Raw genomic sequence first — 22,308 nt, 5'->3', positions numbered from 1 at the left:
CCCTGCTCGACTCCGATGAGAGGTCGCGGCGCGCCTGTGAGCTGCGTATATGCGGATTTGAGGGTTGCTGGACCGGGCGTCTGACTGGTGCTCGTCAGACATCCGTAACCGCTGTGAAACCATGACTACTATGGATCACCGGGGGGATAAGCCGTCTGGCGTGACGGGCAGGCCGCGCATCGGGGTCGGACGGAGTCTCCGTCTGGCCACCCTGCCGAGTTTCCTGAAACGGCGGGGGAGTGCCCTGGAAAACCGGCGCCGAGTCCGTCGCTGAGCACGAGCAGGCGGCCGGCGAAGCCGCCGACCACGCGTCGGCGCAGAGCGCCGGTAGATCGGCGGCCAGGTCCTTGATCTGTGTCAAGGGCCCAGCGGAGTGCAGTCGAGGATGACGTGTCCGAGCGCGGTGCTGTGAACGTCGGCAAGGTCGAGCCCGGCTTCGGCAGCGATGGCGATGTAGTCCTCGACGGTGCGCTCGCGGCCGCCGCTGAGCACGAGCATGCGCAGGTCCATCTCGGCGAACATGGCCGGGTGGTCACCGGAACTGCCGTGTGACTCGATCACGATGACCCGTCCGTGCTGCCCGGCCGCGTCGGCGCACCGACGCAGGATCAGCAGGGCGTCTTCGTCGCCCCAGTCGTGCACCACACGCCTGAGCACGTACGCATCACCCCCGGCGGGCAGTGGATCGAAGAAACTTTGGCCGATGAACTCGCACCGCGTATCCAACCCGCGCTCGGCCAGGTACTGCCGACCTCGATCTACTGTGTCCGGCAGATCTACGAGCGTGGCCCGCATATCGGGGTTGGCACGCAACACTTCGGCGAGCAGGGCGCCGGTGCCACCGCCGACGTCGACCACATGCCGCACACCGGACCAGTCGTACCCCCTGGCCGCATCGGCGACGTAGTCCGCTCCGCCAGCCATCATCGCATCGAACGACACGCTCATCTCTGGGTTCGCGGCGAGATAGCGCCAGAACGGAGCGCCGAAGACCGTCTCCCACGCCGGTTGCCCGGTGCGGACCGTGTGCAGCAGACCGGTGAATGCCAGGTCCATCTGCCCGCCGAAGCCACCCAGGTCGAGCCGCACCCGCATCCCGGAAGGATGGTCGGACGCCAGCAGCGCGGCGGGCTCGTTGACGGCAAACCTGCCCGGCTCCCGTTCGGTGAAGACGCCCCGGCAGACCAAATGACGCAGCAGCCGGCCGAGCGCGTCCGCGTTGGTGTCAGACCGGCGTGCCAGCTCCTCGACGGGCACCGCGTCGTCGGCCATCAGATCGGTTAGCCTCAGTGAGGCCGCGACCCGCACCGCCATCGGCGTGATCAGGTCCGTTACGGGTGCCAGTACTTCCCATGCCGCTTCCCATGCCGATGGCCGGCCTTGCTCGTCGTGATCGTCTTCGGTGCTGGTCACGGCCACGACCCCCTCCCTCTCGCGGGATCAAGGATTGCTTGCCCGGAAGCTATCATGCGACCGATCCGCTCGGTCTTGGACGAATGGGAGTCCGGCTGCTGGTGCGGCGGGATCTACACCCGTTCCACACGGGGACCGTCTGCGCTCGAACAGCACACGCAGACGCTGCCCGCTCAGCGGATGGAACGGACCGGGCAGATCATCACGATCCAGCGCGACGACGACGGCACCGCCCTTTCCGAACCGGCCCGGGCAGCTGACCACGCTGACCGGCTGGAGCTCATTCACTCGCCGCCGGTGTCAGGGAAAGCTCCCAGAAATCGGCGTAGCGGCCGCCGCGGCGCAGCAGCTCGTCGTGGCTGCCTTCCTCCACGATCCGGCCGTCGTCCAGGAAGACGATGCGATCGGCGCGCCGGACGGTCCGCATCCGGTGCGCCACCATCACCACCGTCCGGCCCGCCATCAGGCGCTCGACACCCTCGTGGACGGCCGCCTCGTTGACCGGGTCCAGGGCGGAGGTCACCTCGTCCAGCAGCACGATAGGCGCGTTCTTCAGCAGCGCTCGCGCGATCGAGACACGCTGGCGCTCACCACCCGACAGCAGTGCGCCGCCCTCGCCGACATTGGTCGCCCATCCGCCGGGCAGTCGCCTGATCACTTCGTCCAGTCGCGCCGCGGTCGCTGCCGCCCGTACCTCGGCTTCGCCGGCGTCGGGACGGCCCAGACGCACGTTCTCCTCGATCGTGCCGTCGAAGAGATAGACCTCCTGGAAGACGATGGCGATCTGCGCCATCAACACCTCAGAGCTGATCGCGCGCACGTCCACGCCCCCCACGCGCACCGCGCCCGCGTCCACGTCGTAGAACCGCGCGAGCAGCTGCAGCAGGGTGCTCTTGCCCGCACCCGACGGCCCGACAACGGCGAGCCGCTGCCCCTGTGGCACGGACAACGACACGTCGTCGATCACCGTGCGGTCGCCATGCCGGAAGGCGGCGGAGTCGAACTCCAGGTCATGGCCTACCGGCTGGATCGGCTCGCGAGCTTGCGGCAGCGGCTCGGTACGCAACACCGTGTCGAGTCTGGCCAGCTCGGAACGTGCGCCGCGCAGTTTGCCGCCGATATCGGCCAGCGACAGCAGCGGATCGGCGCAGCGGGCGGCGAGCACCAGGATCGCCAATACCTCTGCCGCGCCGATGCTGCCGCCGAGCGCGAGGTAGGTGCCCAGGACCAGCACCACGGTGAAGATCGCCTGCACCGTGAGCGTCAAGCCCACCGCGCCGGGCAGCGTCGCCAGCACAGTACGCCGGGACGCGCGCTGGACTTCATGCAGCGAGTCGTCGAGCAACCGGAAGCGTTCGGCGGTCCGGCCGCCGGCTCGCAGCACCGGCTGGGCCTGGAGGTATTCGATGACTCGCCCGGTGGCCTCCTTGTCGCGTTCGTGGCGCTCCGCATCGGTGGCGGCCATCGAGCGTGCCGTCCAGATCTGGATCGCCGCCACGATCGGTGCGGCGACCAACGCGGCCAGCCCCATCTGCCAATTGAAGGCGAGCATCACGACCACGATCGTCAGGGGAGTCACCAGGGCCGAGATGAACGGTGCCAGCAGATGCGCCGCCACACCCATCGCCTCCAGGAGGCCCCGGCTGGCCATGACGGACACCTCGCCGACCCGGCCGGCGCTGTACCAGCCGATGGGCAATCGGGCCAGATGATCGCCGAGCCGGTGATACATGCCACGCAACATCGTGGTCCCGACCCGCATACCGGACAGATCGCTGATGTAGCGCAGCACGGCATAGAGCGCGACCGCGGCCCCGAACGCGATCAGCCACGGCCTCGCAGCTGCGGGCGTGCTCCCGAGCAGCGCCCGCAGCACCGGAACCAGCAGTGCGTAGGACAAACCCTCGGCTATCGCGGTTATCGTCATCAGGGCCACGGTGCGACGCATGGCGTGGGCGTACTCGTGTCCGAGCACGCGCAGCAGCATTCGAATCATCGGGGCTCGTCTCCTTGCAGTACGCCGGCGTGGGTCTCGGCCTCATCGGCGATCGCCGATGGGTGGGACTGCCAGAACGCAGCGAATTTTCCGTTCTGTTCCAGCAGTTCGGCGGGCCTGCCGCGCTCGACGATCGACCCGTTCTCCAGCACCACGACGGTGTCGGCGTCGGCGACCGTCTCCAGGCGATGGGCGATGACCAGGATCGTCCGATCGCCCTCCAGCGTCGCCAGGGCCCGGCGCACCGCCTGTTCGGTCTGCGGGTCGGCGAAGGAGGTCGCCTCGTCGAGCACCAGAACGGGCGTGGCGGCGAGGAGTGCGCGGGCGAGCGAGATCCGCTGTGCCTCGCCACCCGACAGTCCGGCGTCCACGCCGATCACCGACTCGTATCCGCGCGGCAGCTGAAGAATTCGATCATGAATATTCGCCAGCCGGGCGGCGCGAATCACGTCATCGCGGCCGGCATGCGGTGCCGCCAGCGCGATATTGTCCGCGACCGACGCGCGCAGCAGGCGAACGTCCTGGAAGACGAAGGAGACCATCCGGTAGAGCTGCCGGCTGCCGATCTCGCGCAGATCGACACCACCCAGGACGACCGAACCGTGACTCGGGTCGAAGAACCGCGGCAACAGCTGAACCAGTGTGGACTTCCCGCTTCCCGACGGCCCCACGATCGCGGTGACCGTCCCGGGCTCGAGCACCAGGTCGATCCCGCGCAGCACCTCGTGGTCGGCTTCGTAACCGAATCGAACGTCACGCAGCTCCACCCGGTGCCCTTGTGGTGCGACCGGGCGCGCGGGCTCGGGTAGCGGCTGCACCTCGAGCACTTCCTTGATCCGGCCGACCGCGCGGCCGGCGGCCTGCATGTCGTCGAAGCCGTGGCCGAGGGCCGCCACCGGAGCGGTCAGGCCCAGTCCGAGCAGCAGGAAGGGCAGCAGGTCGGCCGAGGCCAGGCCACCGGACGAGATCAGAGCCGTTCCGCCGATCAGCACGACCAGCAGCACGAACGGCGGCGACAGCGCCAGCTGCATCCCAGCGGCGATCGCGGACATACCACGCACCCACCGGAAGAAGATGCTGACGAAATCGTCCGCGGCCGTGAGGAATCTACGGTGGGCGCGCTCGCCTCCGCCGAACGCCTTGACCACCGAGATCCCCTGCACGAACTCGACGACGGAACTCGCAATCCGTCCCATGGCCGCATCGAACTCCTTCTGCTCGCGCAGCCGGCTCGGGGTCATCATCAGCGGGACCAGCGCCACGGCCAGCACCACCGGGATCAGCGTGATCAGCGTGAGCCGCCAGTCGATGGTGAACAGGTAGATCAGCGACACCAGCGGCACCACGAATGCGGAGACGAGCTCGCCGGGGGTGTGGGCGATGAACGGGTGCACGGCACTCACGTCCTGCCCCACCACCTTGGCCAGCTCGCCGGTCCGGCGCCGGGAGAACCAGCCGATCGGTACGCGCCCCAGCCGCGCGGCCAGTTGCCGGCGAAACGACAGTTGCACCTGGCCGTCGACAAGATGCCCGAGCCCGGACGACGCGGCCGTGAACAGCAGCCGGACGAACAAGCCGACCGCACCCGCGAGCACGACGATCCAGACATGACCCTGATCGATCGGGCCGGGCGACAACAGCGTACGACCCAGTTCGACGACCGCCAGCAGTGGCGCCAGACCCGCGACAGCGCCGATCACCTGCAGAATCACAACGGCGGCGAAACTCCAGAGATGAGGGCGCAGCAGCCCTGCCATGCTCTGCCCCGCCGCCGAGTCCACATCCGGTCGTTGCAGGGACGGCTCACTCGCTCCGTCAAGGTCAGCGATAGTCATCGCTCACTCCCTTCGAGCCAGCTGCATCCGCCGAGCGCGGCTGGCGTGGTTCGGAGGTCAAGTCCTGCCCTGCTGGTTGCGGTGTTCCCGTGCGGCGCAGGACGGTGAGGGCGATCAGAACGGCTGCCACGAGGAGCGCTGCGCACAGCATCAGGCCGAACGCATACCCGTCGCTGAGGGCCTCGGGCGCTACCGTCTGTCCGGTGCGGTGGTGGGCCGCGGTGCCGAGACGTCCCGCTTGCTGATTCCCGGCTTGTCACCACAGCTCGGCCCCCTTCATGAACGACCCCTCCTGTGACGGCGACTTTCGGAACATGTTCCTAAAGTACACCAGTGAGCCCGATCGCCAAAGAAGACGACTGTCAGTGAGTGCGCCGATTTCACAGAAGGGGGCCCCGGGGCAGCATGATGGGACGGTGCCAGGACAACGAGATCGTGAACGGCTACCGACCGCATCGCCCGGCCGCACCGGCCGGCCACCGGCGACCTCCCGCGCTCAGATCCTGGCGGCCGCCCGCCGGCTCATCGATCGGGACGGCTGGGAGAGTCTGACCATTCGCCGGCTGGCCGCCGAGATCGGCATCGGGGCGACAACCCTGTACCACCACGTACGGGACAAGGACGACCTGGTGGTCCACCTCGTCAACGAGCACGTCGACCAGGTCGCGCGCCCCGATCTGCCCGACGACCCACGGGACCGGATCATCGTCGCGTGGGCCACGATCCATGATGCCCTCGCGGCCTGGCCATGGGGGGCAGAGGTCCTCACGGCCGACGGCTTCCTCGCGCGCCTCGGCGATTCGGCCCTGTGGTTTGTCGAGACCATCGTGGCCGGAGCAGTCGACTACGGATGCACACCCCTACAAGCCGTCGACGTCTTCCGCAGCATCTGGTACTACACCGTCGGCGAAATCCTCGTCCGCGCCCACACCGACCGCCGGGGGGCCGGCGTCGGCGCCGCCGACCGCGAATTCAGCCTCCGTAACCTCGACCCTTCCCGGTATCCGCATCTGGCCGCAATCGGCGACCAATGGCCGGCGCGGGCCTCCATCGACATCTATCCGCAGGTGCTCCGGGTCTTCGTCGACGGATTGCTCACCCAAGCCACTTCGAAAACTTCCCAGTACGGCAGTCGGAGATCGTGATCTTGGCGGGCGGCGACTTTCCGTAATGTAGGGCAGCCGCCCAGTGATCTTCGAGTCGTGACACAAGAAGGATCTCGGGCTGGTGATGCGACGCCCGGCATGATGCAGCACCTGCTGGAACGGGCGAAATGGGACACCATGGCCGCGATGGCCGCCGTCCGCTTTCGTCTATGAGCGGCTCAACGATGGTGATGCGGTGGCGATCCTGGATGAGTCCGGACAGTACCCGCTGAGTGGGCCACTGACGCCGACCGGCGCCAGGCCGCCGGGGTGCCCAAAGAGGTGGAGTTCGCGGCCAAGACGGAGCCGGGCCGGCAGATCCTGGCCGACCTGCACGCCGAGGGCCAGGCTGCCCGGCTGGGTCACCGGTGACGAGGTATACGGCCGTGACCCGCGCCTGCGGGCTTGGCTGGAGAGCAGCGAGGTCGACACCGGGTACGTGCTGGGCATCGCCACATCGACCCGCATCACCCTCACCGCCGCCAAGCCCGCGCCCGCTGGTTCCACCAACGAATCCGCCTCACCCGGCGATGACAAAATCACCATCTCCGGCTGCCTCATAGGTGGGCCAGCAGCATGTCCAGCGGTCGCGGCACGCGATCGAGATCGAGTGCCGCGACGAGCGGGCCAGAGTAGCGGATCTTGCGGCCACTGCCTGATCCCATGAACCGGCGCAGCTGGTCGTGAGTGGTGCTCCCGCGCCATGCGGGTTGCTTCTGGAGCGTGCGAAATGAGCTGAGCTCGCCCTCGGCATCGACAACGCGCTCAACCATGGCGGTGCCGAGGGCGCGGATCAGCTCGTCTTCCAGGTCAGCGACGCACACGAAGAATCCGAGCGCCTCCAGATCGCTTCGGCTGAGATTGGATCCAAGGCCAGCGCGCTCGAGACTCCTCCGGAAGTCGCCTTCCTCCCCGACGTCGCACAGACCGGCCAGCCGGAGATTGCGACCGGGAGGGCCAAACCTGCCGAGATACGTCCCGATATTCGTGGCACCGCCCATCGCCACAAGGGAGATGCCTTCGGCCACCAGGTTCCGGCCACGGCGCTCGGCCAACGCTTCGATGGCCGACTTATCACTGGTTCCCTCGACCAGGACCACGGTTTGCGTGTCGCTCACGAGCCCAGCCTTGCACCGAACCTGGAGAGGTTCGACCCCTTTTACGCGTTGGAAGGTCACCAGCCGCAGATCACGATCTCCGACCGTACTAGCTGCTGCGGGGGTTCGGCGTCGGTGCCGGGTCGGCCTGACGGTCGCACTGCAAATCGAGGAGCCACACATGGCATCGACGTCGCACAGGCCGGCTACTGGCGGTGATGGTCAGCCCGACTGACCCGCGGGCGCCCTGTCACGTTCATCTGAACATGATGGAAAGCAGCAGCAGCGCGGCCAGGGCCACCAGAACGGCGCCCAAGACCAGCGCGAACAGCCGTTTCCTGTCCAGCTCGGCGTCCGGGGACGCCCGCTTCGACAGGCGCGCCTGCCTGGCGGCCAGGGCGTCCTCCCAGTCTCCGAGCGTGTCGCGGTCCGTGAACCCAGCTGGGCGATGTCGGTGCCGAAGACCACGTCTTGTCCGCCGCTGTGCGGGTCGGCGGTGTAGACCAGGGCGTTGACCACCGGCCCGGCGTAGAGGCCGCGCGGATCCGAAGCGCTCGCCTGCTTATCCGTGATCAAGTGTCGGGTGTCGATGCCGAATGGTGGGGCGCGACCCAAGGGGCGGCCTATCGTCTGGCCGACCTTCTGGAGGAGCGCGGAGACGTGGAAGCCGCCGTCGCCGTGGATCGGCGAGCTGCATCACGTCGTGAACCCACCCAGCTTGACCTGGAGTGAACTCCAGCAGACAGGCTGGACCCATGCACAACGCCATGAGAACACGCGCCATCGGAAGCCGCCACGTCGGGGTCATCGGGCTCGGGGCCATGCCCATGTCGGTGGCCGGGCACATGCCCGACGAGGGCCAGTCGATCCGTACCCTTCTCGCGGCCCTGGACGCCGGCGTCACCCTGATCGACTCGGCTGATGCCTACACGCCTTCGCACGACGACGTCGGCCACAACGAACGCCTGGTCGCCCGCGCTCTGTCCCTGTGGGCAGGCGACGCCGGCGCCGTCCTGGTCGCGACCAAGGGCGGGCACACCCGCACGCCCGGCGGCGGCTGGGCCGCCGACGGCAGCCCGTCGTACCTCAAGCAGGCCTGCGACCGCTCCCTGAAGGCCCTCGGTGTCGAGAGCATCGGCCTCTACCAGCACCACCGCCCTGATCCGCAGGTGCCGTACGAGGAGACCATGGGGGCGCTGAAGGACCTGCACGACGCCGGCAAGATCCAGATGGCGGGCATCTCGAACGCAGACCCGGAGCAGATCAGGCTCGCCCACGGCATCCTCGGCGACCGCCTGGTGAGCGTCCAGAACCAGTACTCTCCGCGCTTTCGCTCCAGCGAGCCCGAGATCGACGTCTGCGCCGAGCTCGGTCTGGCCTTCCTCCCCTGGTCCCCGCTCGGCGGCATCAGCCGCACCGGGGAGCTGGGCCGGCAGAACGCCGCCTTCACCGAGATCGCCGAGGCGCGCGGCGTCTCCCCGCAGCAGGTGTGCCTCGCGTGGGAGCTGGCCCGCAGCCCCGTGGTCATCCCCATCCCCGGCGCCAGCCGCCCGGAGAGCATCCTCGACTCCATCGGCGCCGCCACCCTGGAGCTCACGAAGGAGGAACTCGCCCGCCTCGGCTGACCCCGATGGGAAGCGCTCTTCCACCGGGCCTGCGCGCTCGTCTCGTCAGCGGCGACCTCGCCACCCTGCTGCCCCGGGTCCCTGGCCGTGATGATCCAGATTCCGCCGGTCTGGTGCGTCGGCGGGACCGAGCCCGACGACTCCGCAACGCCTCGGGTCAGGGGTTGCCCGAGCGGCAGACCGGGGAGGTGCGGTATTCGACGGACGCGCCGGCGGCGTCCGATATCACCGCTCGGATGTCGTACTGCGCAGGGGGCTGGCAGCCGATCCCCACGAAGCTCCTGTTGTCGTACGTCGCGATGTGACTGCCATTGACGTACCAGCGGATGGTGATCGGCGCGACCGCGCCGCTGTAGGAGACCGAGCAGAGGAAGCGCCGTGCGAGCCGCTCGCAGCTGCCCTCGTCCAGGGTCAGGGCCGGCAAGGCCGCAGAACCGGCCGTCGCGGCCGACGCAGGGGAGGCGAGTGCGGCCGGGGACGTCAGCAGGCCGGCCGCCAGGACAGCGGGCAGGGCGATTCTGTACGACTTGCGCATGCCTATCTCCTTCTCGCCGGCGACGGATTCGAGCCATCGCGTTCAGTATGCGAGCCAGGCGCAGGTCCATCCAGAGCGGGATTCGTGACCCCGCTCAGATGAGGAGGCGACTGCGGAGTTCCGCGATCACGTCGTCGTCGATCCCGAGCCGGTCGGTGGCGTACGCCTGGATCGACCCGTGCGCGGCATTGAGGTCGGCCAGGAACAGCCGCATGACCTGGGCGGGGGCCCGGCCGTAGCCGGGCCACCTCAGCTCCCGTCCCGGGTTGGCGGCCCGCCAGTCGGCGATCAGCCGGTCGGTGGCGAGCTCGGTCAGCGCGAAGTCTTCGACGATGTCGTCTTCCGAGACGCCTAGCAGGGCGAGGACGAGCGCGGCCACCAGGCCGGTCCGGTCCTTGCCCGACGCGCAGTGGAACACCAGCGGCCCGCTGCCGGCGGCGATCACCCCGAGGACCTGCCGCAGTTCCTTGGCCCCGTCGAGAGCGACCTCGGCGTACCGGTCGGCGAGGTGGCGCCAGGGATCGACGCCGGGGTCGATCTCGGCCTGATCGTAGGGACGGTGCTCGACGCTGAAGTTGAACCACGTCACCCGCTCGTGCTCCGGCGCTCGGCCCTTCGCCTCGATCTCCCAGGGATACCGCAGGTCGATCACCGTACGGATGCCGAGGGCGAGAAACCGATCCCAGTCCGCTCCCTCGAGCTTGGCCAGGGAGTCGGATCGGAACAACCGGTCCCACCGCACCGCGCGGCCGCGGTGCGCGGCATAGCCGCCGAGGTCCCGGAAGTTGCGCAGGCGATCGAAGGCGATATGTCTCCTCACCCGGACAACCCTAATGGCAATGATCATCCGAGCTGGCGGCCACCCTCGAGGTGGTCGGGAAGGGGGAGCTGAGGTAACGCTGTCCCTCAGTGGCGTGGTGTGCTCCTGGGGCTTGCTCAACACCGGCTTTGCTGGGAATTGGGCTGGTATGGTGTGCGCGGAAAGCCGGGAAGTCTGGTCGGCAATGTCCAAGTTCATTCGACCCGAAGGGCACTTGTGACAAGCACTTCCACGGGCACCACCCGCCGTTTTCGCGCGTACACCACCAAGCACCTCGACGAGCTCGTCAAGCGGGCTGGTCTGGGCGAGGAAGAACGCCTCGCGGTGCGCGCCGTGGCCACGGTGCTGCCCTTCAGGGTCAACGCCTACGTCGTCGACGAGCTGGTCGACTGGGCGGCGGCGCCCGACGACCCGATCTACCGCCTGGTTTTCCCCCAGGCGGACATGCTCCCGCCGCAGGACGTGGCCCGCCTGGCCGATCTGCTCAAACGCCAGGCGCCGCAGGCCGAATTGCAGGCGGTGGTACGCGAGGTACGCGCCCGGCTCAACCCGCACCCGGCCGGGCAGCTCCAGCTCAACGTGCCGACGCTGGACGAGGAGCAGGTCAGCGGCGTGCAGCACAAGTATCCCGAGACCGTGCTGGTGTTCCCCAAGCAGGGGCAGACCTGCCACGCGTACTGCACCTACTGCTTCCGCTGGGCGCAGTTCGTGGGGGAGCCGGACCTGAAGATGGCCTCCGGCGAGGTCGATCAGATCGTGGCCTACATCCGCGCGCATCCCCAGATCACCAGCGTGCTGCTGACCGGCGGAGACCCCATGATCATGGGTGAGCCGGTGCTGCGCCGCTACGTCGAGCCGCTTCTCGATCTGGAGCAGATCGAGTCGGTACGGATCGGCACCAAGTCCCTGGCCTACTGGCCGCAGCGCTTCGTCACCGATCCGGACGCCGATGAGACGCTGCGGCTGTTCGAGCGCGTGATCGCGGCCGGCAAGACGGTGGCCTTCCAGGCCCACTTCTCGCACCCCCGCGAGCTGGAGCCGGAGCTGGTGGGCCGCGCCGTCGAGCGCATCAGGGCCACCGGAGCGGTCATCCGCACGCAGGCGCCGCTGATCCGGGGGATCAACGACGACGCGGCCACGTGGGCGGCCATGTGGCGCCGCCAGCACGTGATGGGCATGGTGCCGTACTACATGTTCGTCGAGCGGGACACCGGGCCCCAGGACTACTTCGCCGTTCCGCTGGCCAGGGCGTTCGACGTCTTCAGGGACGCCTACACGTCGGTGTCGGGGCTGTGCCGCACGGTACGGGGACCGTCCATGTCGGCCACCCCCGGCAAGGTCTGCGTCGACGGTGTGGCCGAGATCGGCGGTCGCCGGGTGTTCGTCCTGCACCTCATCCAGGCCCGCGACCCCGCGCTGGTCGGCAGGCCGTTCTTCGCCGACTACGACCCCAAGGCACTGTGGCTGTCAGACCTCAGGCCCGCCTTCGCCGACAGGTTCCCGTTCGAGACGTGAGGCCGCGCCGGGCCTATGGGTCCGGCCAGCCGAGGGGATAGCGCAGGTTCACGGGCGGTTCGCCGCCTGCCTGGTTGAAGGCCGTCATCGCGGAGACCAGGGCCTGGCACTGCTCGGGCGTCATGCGGGAGACGATGGTGGCGATCTCCTCGCGGCGGCGGGTGGTCACCTCGTCGACGAGGTGTCGTCCCTCGGGGGTGAGCCGCATCAGGCTCTCGCGGCGGTTGTGCGGGTTGACCTCGCGGACGATCAGTCCGGCGGTGACCAGCCGGTCGGCCATCCGCATGGCGGTGGAGCTGTTGACGTCGAGCTGCTCGGCCATCGTGACGAGCTTGGTCTCGCCGTACGTGGACAGCACGACGAGCATGCGGAGCTGGGGGATCGTCACCTGGTCCTGGACGGCGGCCAGGGAACGGGCGGTGATCGCGACCAGCAGCCGTGATCCGGTGAGGACCGCCGAGATGACCGCGCCGAGGTCTTCGGCGTTCACCGGGCCCGAGGGGCGCGCTTCCATGGTGACTGTTGTACACGGTCGCGACGGTGGTGGTGTACGGCAGGGGGAGGTGACCCCTACCCGGCCCGACGGCCGTCCTGCAGATCCCGGACCGCCGCCGCGAGCGTCTGGCGGGTGTCCAGTACGCGGTCGAGGCCCCGGTCGCGGAAGGTCCTCCAGAGGAGGTCTCCGGGCTCGCACACCACCAGCCGCCCGCCCGCCGACCGGACATGCCGCTCCGTGGCGAGCAGGACGGTCAGGCCGAACGAGTCCGCGGACGTCAGCCCGCTGAGGTCGATCGCGAGCCGCGGCGGCTGCCGCAGGGCGACCGCGTGGGCGAGCCTGACCTGCAGAACCGGGCAGGAATCCAGGTCCAGAACGCCGCGGACGGTCACCACGACGACACGGCAATCGACGAGGAACTCGGTGACGTCCAGCCGCTCGCTCACGGTCGAAGCCTCCGCGCCTCGCGATGGGAGGTGGTGAGGAGGTGGGACATGCCTGCCTTCCGGGTATGCGGTCGCACGTGCCGACCCGTCTTCCCGGCGCTCCTGCGAGGACCTTAGCAGACCACTTGCACACGCCAATCGTTGTCAGTGCAAGTTTCCGCGGCGATGAGCGGGAACCCGCGGCTGCCGCCACGTCCCCGGCCGGCGCTCTTCCCGGCGGCGCAGTGCGCATGGTTTGCGGATCGCTGTGATGTGCGGCTACGCTTTTGGGCAAATGTCCAAGGCGATCGTACAAGGCATACGTCCGGAAGGGGTGGCGGTATGGCGGAGGCCGCGGTGGTGCGGGGTCAGGCGACCCGGCAGCGGCTGCTGGAGGCGGCCGTGCAACTGGTGGGGGAGGCCGGCTGGAACGCCGTGACCACGCGCATGGTGGCCGAACGGGCCCAGGTGGCGCCGGGCGTGGTGCACTACCACTTCAGCTCGGTGACCGACCTGCTGATCGCCGCCTCGATCGGGTTCGCCCGCGAGCTGGCCGGCCGGCTGGGCGAGCAGTTGGCCGAGCAGCCGGACCTCGACGGCGGCATCGACTGGCTGCTGGCGGAGACGGCCGGATACAGCGGCCACGATCCCGCCTCGCTGGTGATGCTGGAGATGTACCTGGCCTCCACCCGGATCCCGCACCTGCGTGACGAGCTCGCCGCGCTGGTCCTCGACCTGCGCCGGACCCTGGCCGGCTGGCTGGCCGAACGCGGCTGCACCGCCGACGTCGAGGCGGTGGCCGCGCTGCTGGGCGCCGTGATCGACGGCCTGGTGCTGCACCACCACCTCGACCCCGGCCTGGACGTCGCCGCTCTGGCCGGTCCGGTACGGGCGATGCTGCGAAGGGAGCAAAAGTGATGAAAGCGCTCATCAGCGGAGCCGGGATCGCGGGCCTGACGCTGGCCTGGCATCTCGAACGGGCGGGCTGGCAGGTCGAGCTCGTCGAGCGGGCCGGGGCGTTCCGGGAGGGCGGCTACATGATCGACTTCTACGGAGCGGGCTACGAGGTGGCCGAGCGCATGGGCCTGACCGCCCGCCTGAGACAGCTGCGCTACCCGGTCACCGAGCTCGGCTACGTCGACCGCGACGGCCGCCAGACCAGCCGGTTCAAGCTGTCCGGCTTCGATCAGGTGGTCAGCCTGCTCCGCGGCGACCTGGCCCGTACCATCGCCGAGGCCACCGCCGCACCCGTCCGCTACGCCACCACCGTCGAGACCGTCCACCAGGACGGTCCCGGCGCCGTCACCGTCGGCCTGAGCGACGGCACCCGCCACCAGGTGGACCTGCTGGTCGGCGCGGACGGCGCGCACTCACGGGTGCGCGAGCTCGCCTTCGGCGGTCCCGAGGACCGCTACGTGCGCTACCTGGGCCACCACGTCGCCGCCTGCGTCATCACCGACCGCGAGCTCAGTGAGCGGGTCGGCGTGCGCTACCGGATGCTCACCGTGCCGGGCCTGATGGCCGGCGCCTACGCGCTGCGCCACGACCGGCTGGCCATGCTGTTCCTGCACCGGGAGCCCGACCCCGCGCTGCCCGCCGACCCGGCCGGGACGCTACGCCGCCACTACGGCGACCTCGGCTGGATCCTGCCGGAGGCCCTGCCCCGGCTGCCCGCCGACCTCTACTACGACCAGGTCACCCAGGTCGAGATGGACTCCTGGAGCCGCGGCCGGGTGGCGCTGCTGGGCGACGCCTGCCAGGCGGTGTCGCTGTTCGCCGGACACGGCGCCTCCATGGCCATGGCCGCCGCCTGGGTCCTGGCCGACGAGCTGACCACCGGCGACGGCGACCTCCCGGCGGCCCTGACGCGTTACGAGGAGCGCATGCGCCTCACCATCGTGGACGTGCAGGCGTTCGGCCGCCGCTTCATCGAGTGGATGGCCCCCTCCAGTCGCCTGCGCATCGCCGCCCGCGACTGGATGCTCCGCCTGGCCTCCCTGCCCGGCGCCGACCGCCTGTTACTCAACTCCCTCACCCCCGGCGGTCACGACCTCATCACCAGCCGGACCGAACAGCTCACCCGGTAACCGCATGGCCGCCCATCAGTTCCGGGCGGCGGCCTCGTCGCCCATGTGGTCCCACTCGGCCTGGGCGCGCCGGTGCCAGCGGCTGCGCAGGTCGTGGAAGAGGGTCGCCGCCCGGGGTCCGGGCCAGTCGTGGCCGAGCAGCTCGGAGGGCAGGTCGGGGTCGAGGAACGGGAAGCGCCGCCATTCCTGGATGAGCAGCACCTGCTGGACGAACGCCTCTCGGTCCGAGGCGACCGTGACGCCGTCGAAGCGTTCGATGAAGCCGAGGTAGCGCTTTTCCACGTCGTCGAGGTCCCAGGCGGCGGTGATGAGCTTGGCGGTGTCGCCGATGCCCGCCGCAGGGCCGGTCCAGGCATAGGCCCGGTCGCCGAGGTCGAGTTCGCGGATGACGTCGCGGACGGCGCTCTCCTTCGAGGCGTCAGGGACGATCCAGAGGCCGGGGGCGGGGGAGCCGAGTCCGAGCCAGGTGAGTTTGGTGCGGAGCCGGTGGCGGAGCCGGCGTTGGGTTTCGGGGACGCCGGCGGTGAGGACGAGCCAGCGGCCGTCCCAATCGTGGGGGCGGCGCATGAAGGCGTAGATGCGTTCGGTGCCTTCGCGAAGCAGCCGGTCGGCGGCGTCGGTGAGGGTCCAGCGCACGCGGCGGCCGTGCCGGGTGGAGTCGAGCAGGCCCTCGGCGGCGGTGCGGGCCAGGGCCTGGCGGGCGGATTTCTCCTCGATGCCGAGCGCGCCGAGCGCCTCCACCAGGGTGCCCGTCCAGACCTCACCCCGGCGGGGGAGCACGAACTCGCCCAGGACGGTCAGCAGGATCGACCGCGCGCTTGCGGAGGACGCCTTCTCCCGCTGGCGTTCTGAGGACTCGGCCGTCACGTCTGCACTCCTGTCGTTCGACACCCCTCGCGACGCGCATTCTGCCAGCCCGGACAGGCTCTCGCGCAGCTCGCCCCCAACGAGGAACGAGCACACAGGAAAGGCTACAGACTATTGACGCTACATCAACACAGTGTCGAATGGCCGCGCTTCGCCCAGCTCATTCCCGTGCGGGGGTTCACGTCGATGGCGGTGCAGGCGTCCGGGATGCCGGCCGAGGCGGTGAGCGTGATCCCCAACCTCGCGCCAGGCGCCGCCGGCGCGTGCGATGTCGCCCATGCGGTCTAGAGCTCCAAGGTGTCGTGCTGGGCGCTGAGCAGCGCCTTGCGTGCGATGCGTTGCGCGGCCAGGGCGTCCTGCCGGGCCTGGGCCCCGGCGAGCGCGTCGACGTCGAGCACCTGCAGCGCCCGCCAGATCATGCGCATGACCTCGACGCCGGCGCGGGCGGCATCGACGGAGTCCTCGCGGAAGGGGAACTGGTCGAGCTGCCAGACGCCCTGCCAGTTCGCCTGGCGCAGGGTGTGGAAGAACTCGAACGTCTCCACGAGGTGGACCGAGCCGACGACCATGTCGTCGTCCCAGCCGCGGAAGTTGTCGTTGACGTCGATGGCGTACAGGCGGTCGTGGTCGAGGATCAGTTGCGCGGCGTCGGCGGGGGATTCGAGCCCGTAGAGGGAGTGACCGAAGTCGAGCAGGATGCCGACGTTGGGCACATCCATCTTCTCGATGGCCAGCAGCGTGCGGGCGGCCGAGGAGAAGGTCATGCGGTTGCGCGGCTCGCGGGGCTTGTACTCGATGGCGAAGCGCAGGTCCGGATGCCGCTGGGCGAGCTCGCGCACGGCGTCGACGGACATCTGCCACAGGGCCTTGTAGTCGGCCTGGAACGGATAGTCCCACCCGTCCTGTCCCGGCCACAGCTTGACGTAGTCGCAGCCGAGCCGGCGCGCCAGGTCGGCGGCCTCGCTGACCAGCTCGATCGCCTCGCGCCGGATGCCGGGGTCGGGATTGGTGAAGCCGCCGCGGCTGAACCTCCTGGTGTAGATCTCGGGCGTCAGGGCGATGGCGCGCAGCCCGTTGGCCTTCAGCCGCTCCTCAAGCAGGTCCACGTCGACGTCGGCGGGGTTGAACGGGTAGTTGATGTCGACGACGGACAGGCTGCCGACCTGGCCCGCGCGGTCGATCGCCTCCAGCGTGGAGACGGGCGGACCGTATCCGTCGGTGGCGTAACGGTCGCGGAACTGCCCGAAGTGCCAGAGTCCAGCGCCGTAGAGCGGTTCTGCTGTCATGTGAAACCTGCCTTCCCATGGAGTGGCTACCCCTTGATGGCGCCGGCAAGGGCGCTCTGCGTGACGGGACCGCTGAGCGCGTCCTCGCCACTCATTTGAATATCTATTCAGCTACGCCTACTTATTCGAGCGGAATGTAACGTCGGCGACATGCGGCCGTCAAGAGCTGGCCCCTTGTGGCGCTCCCGTGCCTCATTGACACGAGACACAGGCTGGCCGTAGCGTCGAAATATGCCTAATCAGCGCCGAATAGATATTCACCTCATTGTGGCGGAGCGGTGATGTCCCTGCTGCCCGCCGATCCGGCGCGGGCGGCCGCCTACCGTCAGGCGGCCGCCCGGATCCGCCAGGCCGATCAGCAGACGGCCGCGGCGGAGCTCGCCCGCCTGGCCACCGAGGTCCGCCGGAGCGTCATCCGCATGATCGACCGTGCCCGCATGGGGCACATCGGCGGCGACCTCTCCGTCACCGACATCCTGGTCGCCTGCTTCTACGGGGTCCTGTCCGTCGACCCCGAACGCCCGCGCTGGGCCGGGCGCGACCGGTTCGTCCTGAGCAAGGGGCACTGCGCGGCCGCCCTGTACGCCACCCTCGCCCGCTGCGGCTTCTTCCCCGCGGCGGAGCTGGACACGTTCATGGCGCCGCTGTCCGCGCTCAACGGCCACCCCAACCGGATCAAGGTCCCGGGCGTCGAGACCAACACCGGTGCCCTCGGGCACGGGCTGCCGGTGGCCACGGGATGTGCGCTGGCCGCCGGACTCGACGGCGCGAGCTGGCGTACGTTCGTGGTCCTGGGTGACGGCGAGCTGCAGGAGGGCAGCAACTGGGAGGCGGCCATGGCCGCCGCCCACCACGGCCTGTCGTCGCTGACCGCGGTCGTCGACCGCAACCGGCTGCAGCAGGGCGCCAGGACGGAGGACACCAACGCCCTGGGCGCGCTCGACGACAAGTGGCGCAGCTTCGGCTGGGAGGTCCGCGAAATCGACGGCCACGATCATCTCGCGCTCCTCCAGGCGATGAGCGGCTCGTCCACCGGCAGGCCCGTCGCCGTCATCGCCAACACGATCAAGGGAAAGGGCGTGTCGTTCATGGAGGACCGGGTGGAGTGGCACCACAAGGTGCCCAGTCCCGACCAGGTCGAAGCGGCGCTCGCGGAGCTGGCGCGATGACCCTGACCGAGCAGCAGGCGGCGTTCGACTGCCGGCGGGACTTCGCCGAGGAGCTCCTCTCCCTGGCCGAGCGGGACGAGCGGATCGTGGCCGTGTGCAACGACTCGGTGGGCTCCAGCAACCTCGCCGGGTTCCGGGAGCGGTTCCCGCACCGGCTCGTCAACGTCGGCATCGCCGAGCAGGACCTCGTCGGGGTGGCCGCGGGCCTCGCGAACGCGGGCAAGATCCCGTTCGTGTGCGCGGCGGCGCCGTTCCTCACCGGCCGCGCCCTGGAGCAGATCAAGGTGGACGTCGCCTACAGCGAGGCGCACGTGGTGCTCTGCGGGCAGAGCCCCGGCATGGCATACGGCGAGCTGGGCCCGACGCACCACTCGATCGAGGACCTGTCGTGGATGCGGGCGGTCGCCGGGCTCGACGTGATCGTCCCGGCCGATCCCGTGCAGACGCGCGCCGCCGTACGCTGGGCGGCCGGCTCCGGCAGGCCCTCGTACGTACGCATCCCGCGCTTCAAAGTGCCCGTGGTCACGCCCGAGGACGCGCCCTTCGAGCCGCGCCGGGCGGTCCTGCTCCAGGACGGCGACGACGTCACGGTGATCGCCATCGGCTCGCTGACCTCCCGCGCGCTGCAGGCGGCGGCCCGGCTCCGCGAGGAGGGCATCCACCCGCGCGTTCTGAACATGCCCTTCCTCGACCCGCTCGACGAGGACGCCGTCGTCGCGGCCGCACGGGAGACCCGCGGCATCGTCACCGCGGAGGAGGCCACGATCAGCGGCGGGCTCGGCGCGGCCGTCGCCGCCGTCGTCGTCACCCGCCACCCCGTCCCGATGCGGATCCTCGGCGTCCCCGGCGTGTTCGCCCCCACCGGCGACACCGCCTTCCTGCTCGACCACTTCGGCCTGTCCGCCGGCGGCATCGTCTCGGCGGTGAAGGATCTGCTGCGCCATGGCTAGTCCCCTCATCCTGGCGATCGACCAGGGCACGAGCTCCACCAAGGCGCTCCTCGTCGACGAGGCGGGCCGCATCGTCTCCCGCGCGGTCGCCCCGGTCGCCGAGACCCAGCCGCGCCCCGGGTGGGTGGAGCAGTCCGCCGGCGAGCTGTGGCACAGCGTGCGGCAGGCGGTCCGGGACTGCGTCGATCCCGCCAACGCCGATCGGGTCGCCGGCGTGGGCTTCAGCAACCAGCGCGAGTCGCTGGTGCTGTGGGAACGCCGTACCGGCGAGCCCGCCGGCCCGCTGATCAGCTGGCAGGACCGGCGCACCGCCGCCCAGTGCCGCGAGCTGGCCGCCACCGGAGCCGCCGGGCTGGTGCGGTCGGTGAGCGGGATGCCGCTGGACCCGATGTTCTCCGCGTTGAAGGCGCGCTGGCTGCTGGACGCGTACGACCCGGACCGGCGCCGCGGCCGCGCCGGCGAGCTGTGCCTGGGCACCGTCGACTCCTGGCTGCTCAGCCGCCTGGGCGGAGAGCACGTCATCGAGGCCGGCAACGCCTCGCGCACCCAGCTGCTCGACATCGAGACCCGGGATTGGGACCCGCGGCTGCTGGAGTTGTTCGCGGTGCCGCCCGAGGTGCTGCCCCGGGTGGTCGCCTCCCGCGGCCCCTTCCCCGCCGTCCACGACCTGGCGCCGCTGCCGGACGGGGTGCCGGTCCTGGCGGTCATGGGGGACTCGCACGCCGCCATGTTCGCCCACGCCGGTTGGCGTCCCGGCGTGGTGAAGGCCACGTACGGCACCGGCTCGTCGGTGATGGCCATCGGCGACGGCGGCCAGGCTCCCGGGCTGTGCCGCAGCATCGCCTGGGACATGGGAGACGGGCCGGTGCTCGGCGTCGAGGGCAACATCCGCGCGACCGGCCGTACGATCGGCTGGCTGAGCGAGCTGTTCGGCGTGCGCGCCGACGCCCTCCTGGCGGAGGCCGAGGACACCGAACCGGACGGCGTGCATTTCGTGCCCGCCTTCGGCGGACTCGGCGCCCCCTGGTGGGAGCCGGACGCCACTCCCGTGGTGACCGGCCTGTCGCTGGGCACCAGGCGGGGGCAGCTCGTCGCCGCAGCTCTGGAGGCCGTGGCGTTCCAGGTCGAAGACGTCGTGGCGGCGATCGAGCAGGCCGTCGGCGAGGTACGGGTGCTCATGGCCGACGGCGGTCTCACCCGCAGCGCCCGGCTGATGCGGCTGCAGGCCGACCTCAGCGGCCGCACCGTCGCCCGCTCCGGCGAGCACGACCTGTCGTGCCTCGGCGTGGCCGACGCCGCCGGGCTCACGGCCGGAATGTGGACGCTCGAAGATCTGGAAAGCCGGCCGCGGCCCGCCGACGAGTTCAAGCCGGCCTCGGACGGGGCGGATCGCGCGGCCAGGAAGGCCGCCTGGCACGAGGCTGTGCGCAGGTCCCGCCCGAGCCGATGACGCCCGGGAAACGACCCCGGCGCGTCGCTGACGCGGCGGCTCAGACAATAGGCTGAATCAACCATCAAGGTGTGAATAGAAAGTCGGCGGCGAGGAAAGGCGGTGCGCGGTGGTCCCTAACGCGGAACGGAGGCGCGACACGACCAAGGATCACCTGCGACTCCTGGCCCGGGTGGCTCGCATGTACCACGAGCAGAACATGCGCCAGCCGGAGATCGCCGCCACGCTCAACATCTCCCAGCCGCGCGTGTCCCGCCTGCTCAAGGAGGCGGTCACCCGCGGCCTCGTCCGCACGGTGGTCACCCTGCCGGAAGGGGTGCACACCGAGCTGGAGGAGGAGCTGCAGCGCCGCTACGGGCTGCGCGACGCCGTCGTGGTGGACGTCGAGGAGTTCCAGGACGACGTGATCCCGCCACTCGCCTCGGCGGCCGCCGCCTACCTGGGCGTCACCTTCACCGGCGGCGACGTGATCGGCATCTCCTCCTGGAGTGAAACGCTCCTGGCCATGGTGGAACGCATGCCGCAGAAGAACATCCAGGTCGCCGACCGCGTGATCCAGCTCGTCGGCGGTGTCGGCAGCCCGGAGGCCCAGGTGCACGCCACCCGGCTCGTGGCCCGCCTGGCCAACCTCACCTACGCCCGGCCCGTCTTCGTGCCCTTGCCCGGCGTGGTCGCGACCACCGCGATCCGCGACGCGCTGCTGCAGGATCCCAGCGTGGCCGACGTCCAGGCCCAGTGGCGGGATCTGACGGTGGTGCTGGTCGGCATCGGCAGCCTGGAGCCCTCGCCCCTGTTGCTCAGCAGCGGCAACGCGGTCAGCGAGGCCGACCAGGAAGAACTACGGGCTCTCGGCGCGGTCGGCGACGTCTGCCTGCACTTCTTCGACTCCACGGGAAAGCCCATCGACTCGGGATTCGACCAGCGCGTCATCGGCATCGACGCGCAAACGTTCCGCGCCGTCGAACGCCGGGTGGGCGTCGCCGGAGGGATGCGCAAGTACTCCGCGATCAAGGCCGCCATCGAGGGCGGCTGGGTGAACATCCTCGTCACCGACCTACGCGTCGCCCGCCTCCTCTGCTCTGAGTGAGCGGCTCGGCGCAGCAGAGCCTCATCGGTCGCGGGCGAAACGCCGCCGGATCAGGTCAGGCGAGGGAAATCACCGTGCCTCCTGGCCGGCGTCGGCGATCAGCGGTTCGAGGGTCACGCCGGGATGGTCGGTCTGGATGGAGCGCATGCGCCAGCGGTCGGTGAACAGGGCCAGCAGGGCGTCGTCGCGGCCGCGGATGAGGACCTCGCAGCCGCGCTGGCGGTCGAGGGCGGGTGCGGAGGCCGGGTCGGTGCGGCGGGCCAGGGTGTAGTCGAGCCGGTCCAGCCCGATCTCGGCGCCGAATTCGGTGGTCATGCGGTGCTGGACCACCTCGAACTGCATCGGCCCGACCGCGGCCAGCACCGGCGCCTGGTCGCCGCGCAGCTCGGAGCGGAGCACCTGGATGACGCCCTCGGCGTCCAGCTGGTCGATGCCCCGGCGGAACTGCTTGGACTTGCCGCTGCTGCGGGCACGGGCGACGGCGAAGTGCTCGGGGGCGAAGCTGGGGAT

19 protein-coding genes and 1 pseudogene are annotated in these 22,308 nt (G+C 69.9%); 9 read left to right on the top strand and 11 right to left on the bottom strand.

Annotated elements, in window-relative coordinates; translation table 11 throughout:
• Positions 1-357 precede the first annotated feature (357 nt).
• The 3 genes from EJK15_RS38670 to EJK15_RS38660 all read right to left on the bottom strand — a co-directional run bounded on the left by EJK15_RS38670 (position 358) and on the right by EJK15_RS38660 (position 5,166).
• Positions 358-1,419, bottom strand: a complete 1,062-nt coding sequence (locus EJK15_RS38670) for a methyltransferase (protein WP_138715436.1) — start codon at positions 1,417-1,419, stop codon at positions 358-360.
• Positions 1,420-1,693: 274 nt separating this feature from the next.
• Entirely contained in the window at positions 1,694-3,400 is a 1,707-nt protein-coding gene (locus EJK15_RS38665) for an ABC transporter ATP-binding protein (RefSeq protein ID WP_240777479.1), read from the bottom strand.
• A gap of 5 nt (positions 3,401-3,405) precedes the next feature.
• The gene (locus EJK15_RS38660; RefSeq protein WP_138715434.1) at positions 3,406-5,166 is read right to left on the bottom strand and encodes an ABC transporter ATP-binding protein; all 1,761 of its coding nucleotides are present in this window, start codon (positions 5,164-5,166) and stop codon (positions 3,406-3,408) included.
• A 356-nt stretch (positions 5,167-5,522) separates the two neighbouring features.
• Here EJK15_RS38660 and EJK15_RS38655 point away from each other — a divergent pair, with 356 nt between their 5' ends.
• On the top strand, positions 5,523-6,389 hold the full coding sequence (locus EJK15_RS38655) for a TetR/AcrR family transcriptional regulator (RefSeq protein ID WP_206061367.1): 867 nt from the start codon (positions 5,523-5,525) through the stop codon (positions 6,387-6,389).
• 557 nt (positions 6,390-6,946) lie between these two features.
• Here EJK15_RS38655 and EJK15_RS38650 read toward each other — a convergent pair.
• Entirely contained in the window at positions 6,947-7,507 is a 561-nt protein-coding gene (locus EJK15_RS38650; protein ID WP_138715433.1) for a TOPRIM nucleotidyl transferase/hydrolase domain-containing protein, read from the bottom strand.
• Between the two features lie 746 nt (positions 7,508-8,253).
• On the opposite strand from EJK15_RS38650, the gene EJK15_RS38645 reads away from it, so the two are divergent.
• Complete coding sequence (locus tag EJK15_RS38645) at positions 8,254-9,111, top strand: aldo/keto reductase (protein WP_138715432.1); 858 nt, start codon at positions 8,254-8,256, stop codon at positions 9,109-9,111.
• 157 nt (positions 9,112-9,268) lie between these two features.
• Here EJK15_RS38645 and EJK15_RS38640 read toward each other — a convergent pair whose 3' ends face one another.
• Complete coding sequence (locus EJK15_RS38640) at positions 9,269-9,646, bottom strand: hypothetical protein (protein ID WP_138715431.1); 378 nt, start codon at positions 9,644-9,646, stop codon at positions 9,269-9,271.
• Between the two features lie 94 nt (positions 9,647-9,740).
• Positions 9,741-10,466: a tyrosine-protein phosphatase gene (locus tag EJK15_RS38635; protein ID WP_138715430.1), complete on the bottom strand. Its 726-nt coding sequence runs from the start codon at positions 10,464-10,466 to the stop codon at positions 9,741-9,743.
• Positions 10,467-10,682: 216 nt separating this feature from the next.
• Here EJK15_RS38635 and EJK15_RS38630 point away from each other — a divergent pair, with 216 nt between their 5' ends.
• Positions 10,683-11,981 (top strand): KamA family radical SAM protein, encoded by a 1,299-nt coding sequence (locus EJK15_RS38630; RefSeq protein WP_138715429.1) that lies wholly within the window; start codon positions 10,683-10,685, stop codon positions 11,979-11,981.
• A 13-nt stretch (positions 11,982-11,994) separates the two neighbouring features.
• On the opposite strand, the gene EJK15_RS38625 is transcribed toward EJK15_RS38630, so the two are convergent.
• Both EJK15_RS38625 and EJK15_RS38620 read right to left on the bottom strand, forming a co-directional pair.
• Positions 11,995-12,495, bottom strand: coding sequence for a MarR family winged helix-turn-helix transcriptional regulator (locus EJK15_RS38625; RefSeq protein WP_138715428.1), 501 nt, complete (start codon positions 12,493-12,495; stop codon positions 11,995-11,997).
• A gap of 56 nt (positions 12,496-12,551) precedes the next feature.
• Entirely contained in the window at positions 12,552-12,923 is a 372-nt protein-coding gene (locus EJK15_RS38620) for an STAS domain-containing protein (protein ID WP_171074769.1), read from the bottom strand.
• Positions 12,924-13,244: 321 nt separating this feature from the next.
• Between EJK15_RS38620 and EJK15_RS38615 the strand changes: the two genes are divergently transcribed.
• Both EJK15_RS38615 and EJK15_RS38610 read left to right on the top strand, forming a co-directional pair.
• Positions 13,245-13,820, top strand: a complete 576-nt coding sequence (locus EJK15_RS38615) for a TetR/AcrR family transcriptional regulator (RefSeq protein WP_138715426.1) — start codon at positions 13,245-13,247, stop codon at positions 13,818-13,820.
• The gene (locus EJK15_RS38610; RefSeq protein WP_138715425.1) at positions 13,820-14,989 is read left to right on the top strand and encodes an FAD-dependent monooxygenase; all 1,170 of its coding nucleotides are present in this window, start codon (positions 13,820-13,822) and stop codon (positions 14,987-14,989) included. The genes EJK15_RS38615 and EJK15_RS38610 overlap by 1 nt, the downstream gene beginning before the upstream one ends.
• Positions 14,990-15,004: 15 nt before the next feature.
• Here the strand turns inward: EJK15_RS38610 and EJK15_RS38605 are convergent, their stop codons facing one another.
• Together EJK15_RS38605 and EJK15_RS38600 are read right to left on the bottom strand one after the other, a co-directional pair.
• Complete coding sequence (locus tag EJK15_RS38605) at positions 15,005-15,856, bottom strand: PaaX family transcriptional regulator (protein ID WP_138715424.1); 852 nt, start codon at positions 15,854-15,856, stop codon at positions 15,005-15,007.
• 284 nt (positions 15,857-16,140) lie between these two features.
• Positions 16,141-17,142 carry a sugar phosphate isomerase/epimerase family protein gene (locus EJK15_RS38600; RefSeq protein ID WP_138715423.1) on the bottom strand — a complete coding sequence of 334 codons (1,002 nt, stop codon included), beginning with the start codon at positions 17,140-17,142 and terminating at the stop codon, positions 16,141-16,143.
• Between the two features lie 281 nt (positions 17,143-17,423).
• Between EJK15_RS38600 and EJK15_RS38595 the strand changes: the two genes are divergently transcribed.
• The 4 genes from EJK15_RS38595 (at position 17,424) to EJK15_RS38580 (ending at position 21,798) form a co-directional block, all read left to right on the top strand.
• Complete coding sequence (locus EJK15_RS38595) at positions 17,424-18,311, top strand: transketolase (protein WP_138715422.1); 888 nt, start codon at positions 17,424-17,426, stop codon at positions 18,309-18,311.
• A complete protein-coding gene (locus EJK15_RS38590; RefSeq protein WP_138715421.1) occupies positions 18,308-19,261 on the top strand; it encodes a transketolase family protein in 954 nt (317 codons plus the stop codon). Before EJK15_RS38595 ends, EJK15_RS38590 begins: the two co-directional genes overlap by 4 nt.
• Positions 19,254-20,711, top strand: a complete 1,458-nt coding sequence (locus EJK15_RS38585; RefSeq protein WP_138715420.1) for an FGGY-family carbohydrate kinase — start codon at positions 19,254-19,256, stop codon at positions 20,709-20,711. The genes EJK15_RS38590 and EJK15_RS38585 overlap by 8 nt, the downstream gene beginning before the upstream one ends.
• 109 nt (positions 20,712-20,820) lie before the next feature.
• A complete protein-coding gene (locus EJK15_RS38580; protein WP_240777478.1) occupies positions 20,821-21,798 on the top strand; it encodes a sugar-binding transcriptional regulator in 978 nt (325 codons plus the stop codon).
• A gap of 69 nt (positions 21,799-21,867) precedes the next feature.
• Here EJK15_RS38580 and EJK15_RS38575 read toward each other — a convergent pair.
• Positions 21,868-22,308, bottom strand: a pseudogene (locus tag EJK15_RS38575) (peptide chain release factor 3); the annotation flags it as partial.

Source organism: Nonomuraea basaltis (assembly GCF_005893125.1).
Lineage (GTDB): Bacteria > Actinomycetota > Actinomycetes > Streptosporangiales > Streptosporangiaceae > Nonomuraea > Nonomuraea basaltis.
The sequence above is the reverse complement of the archived record's forward strand: the minus strand, read 5'-3'. Positions and strand labels throughout refer to the sequence as shown.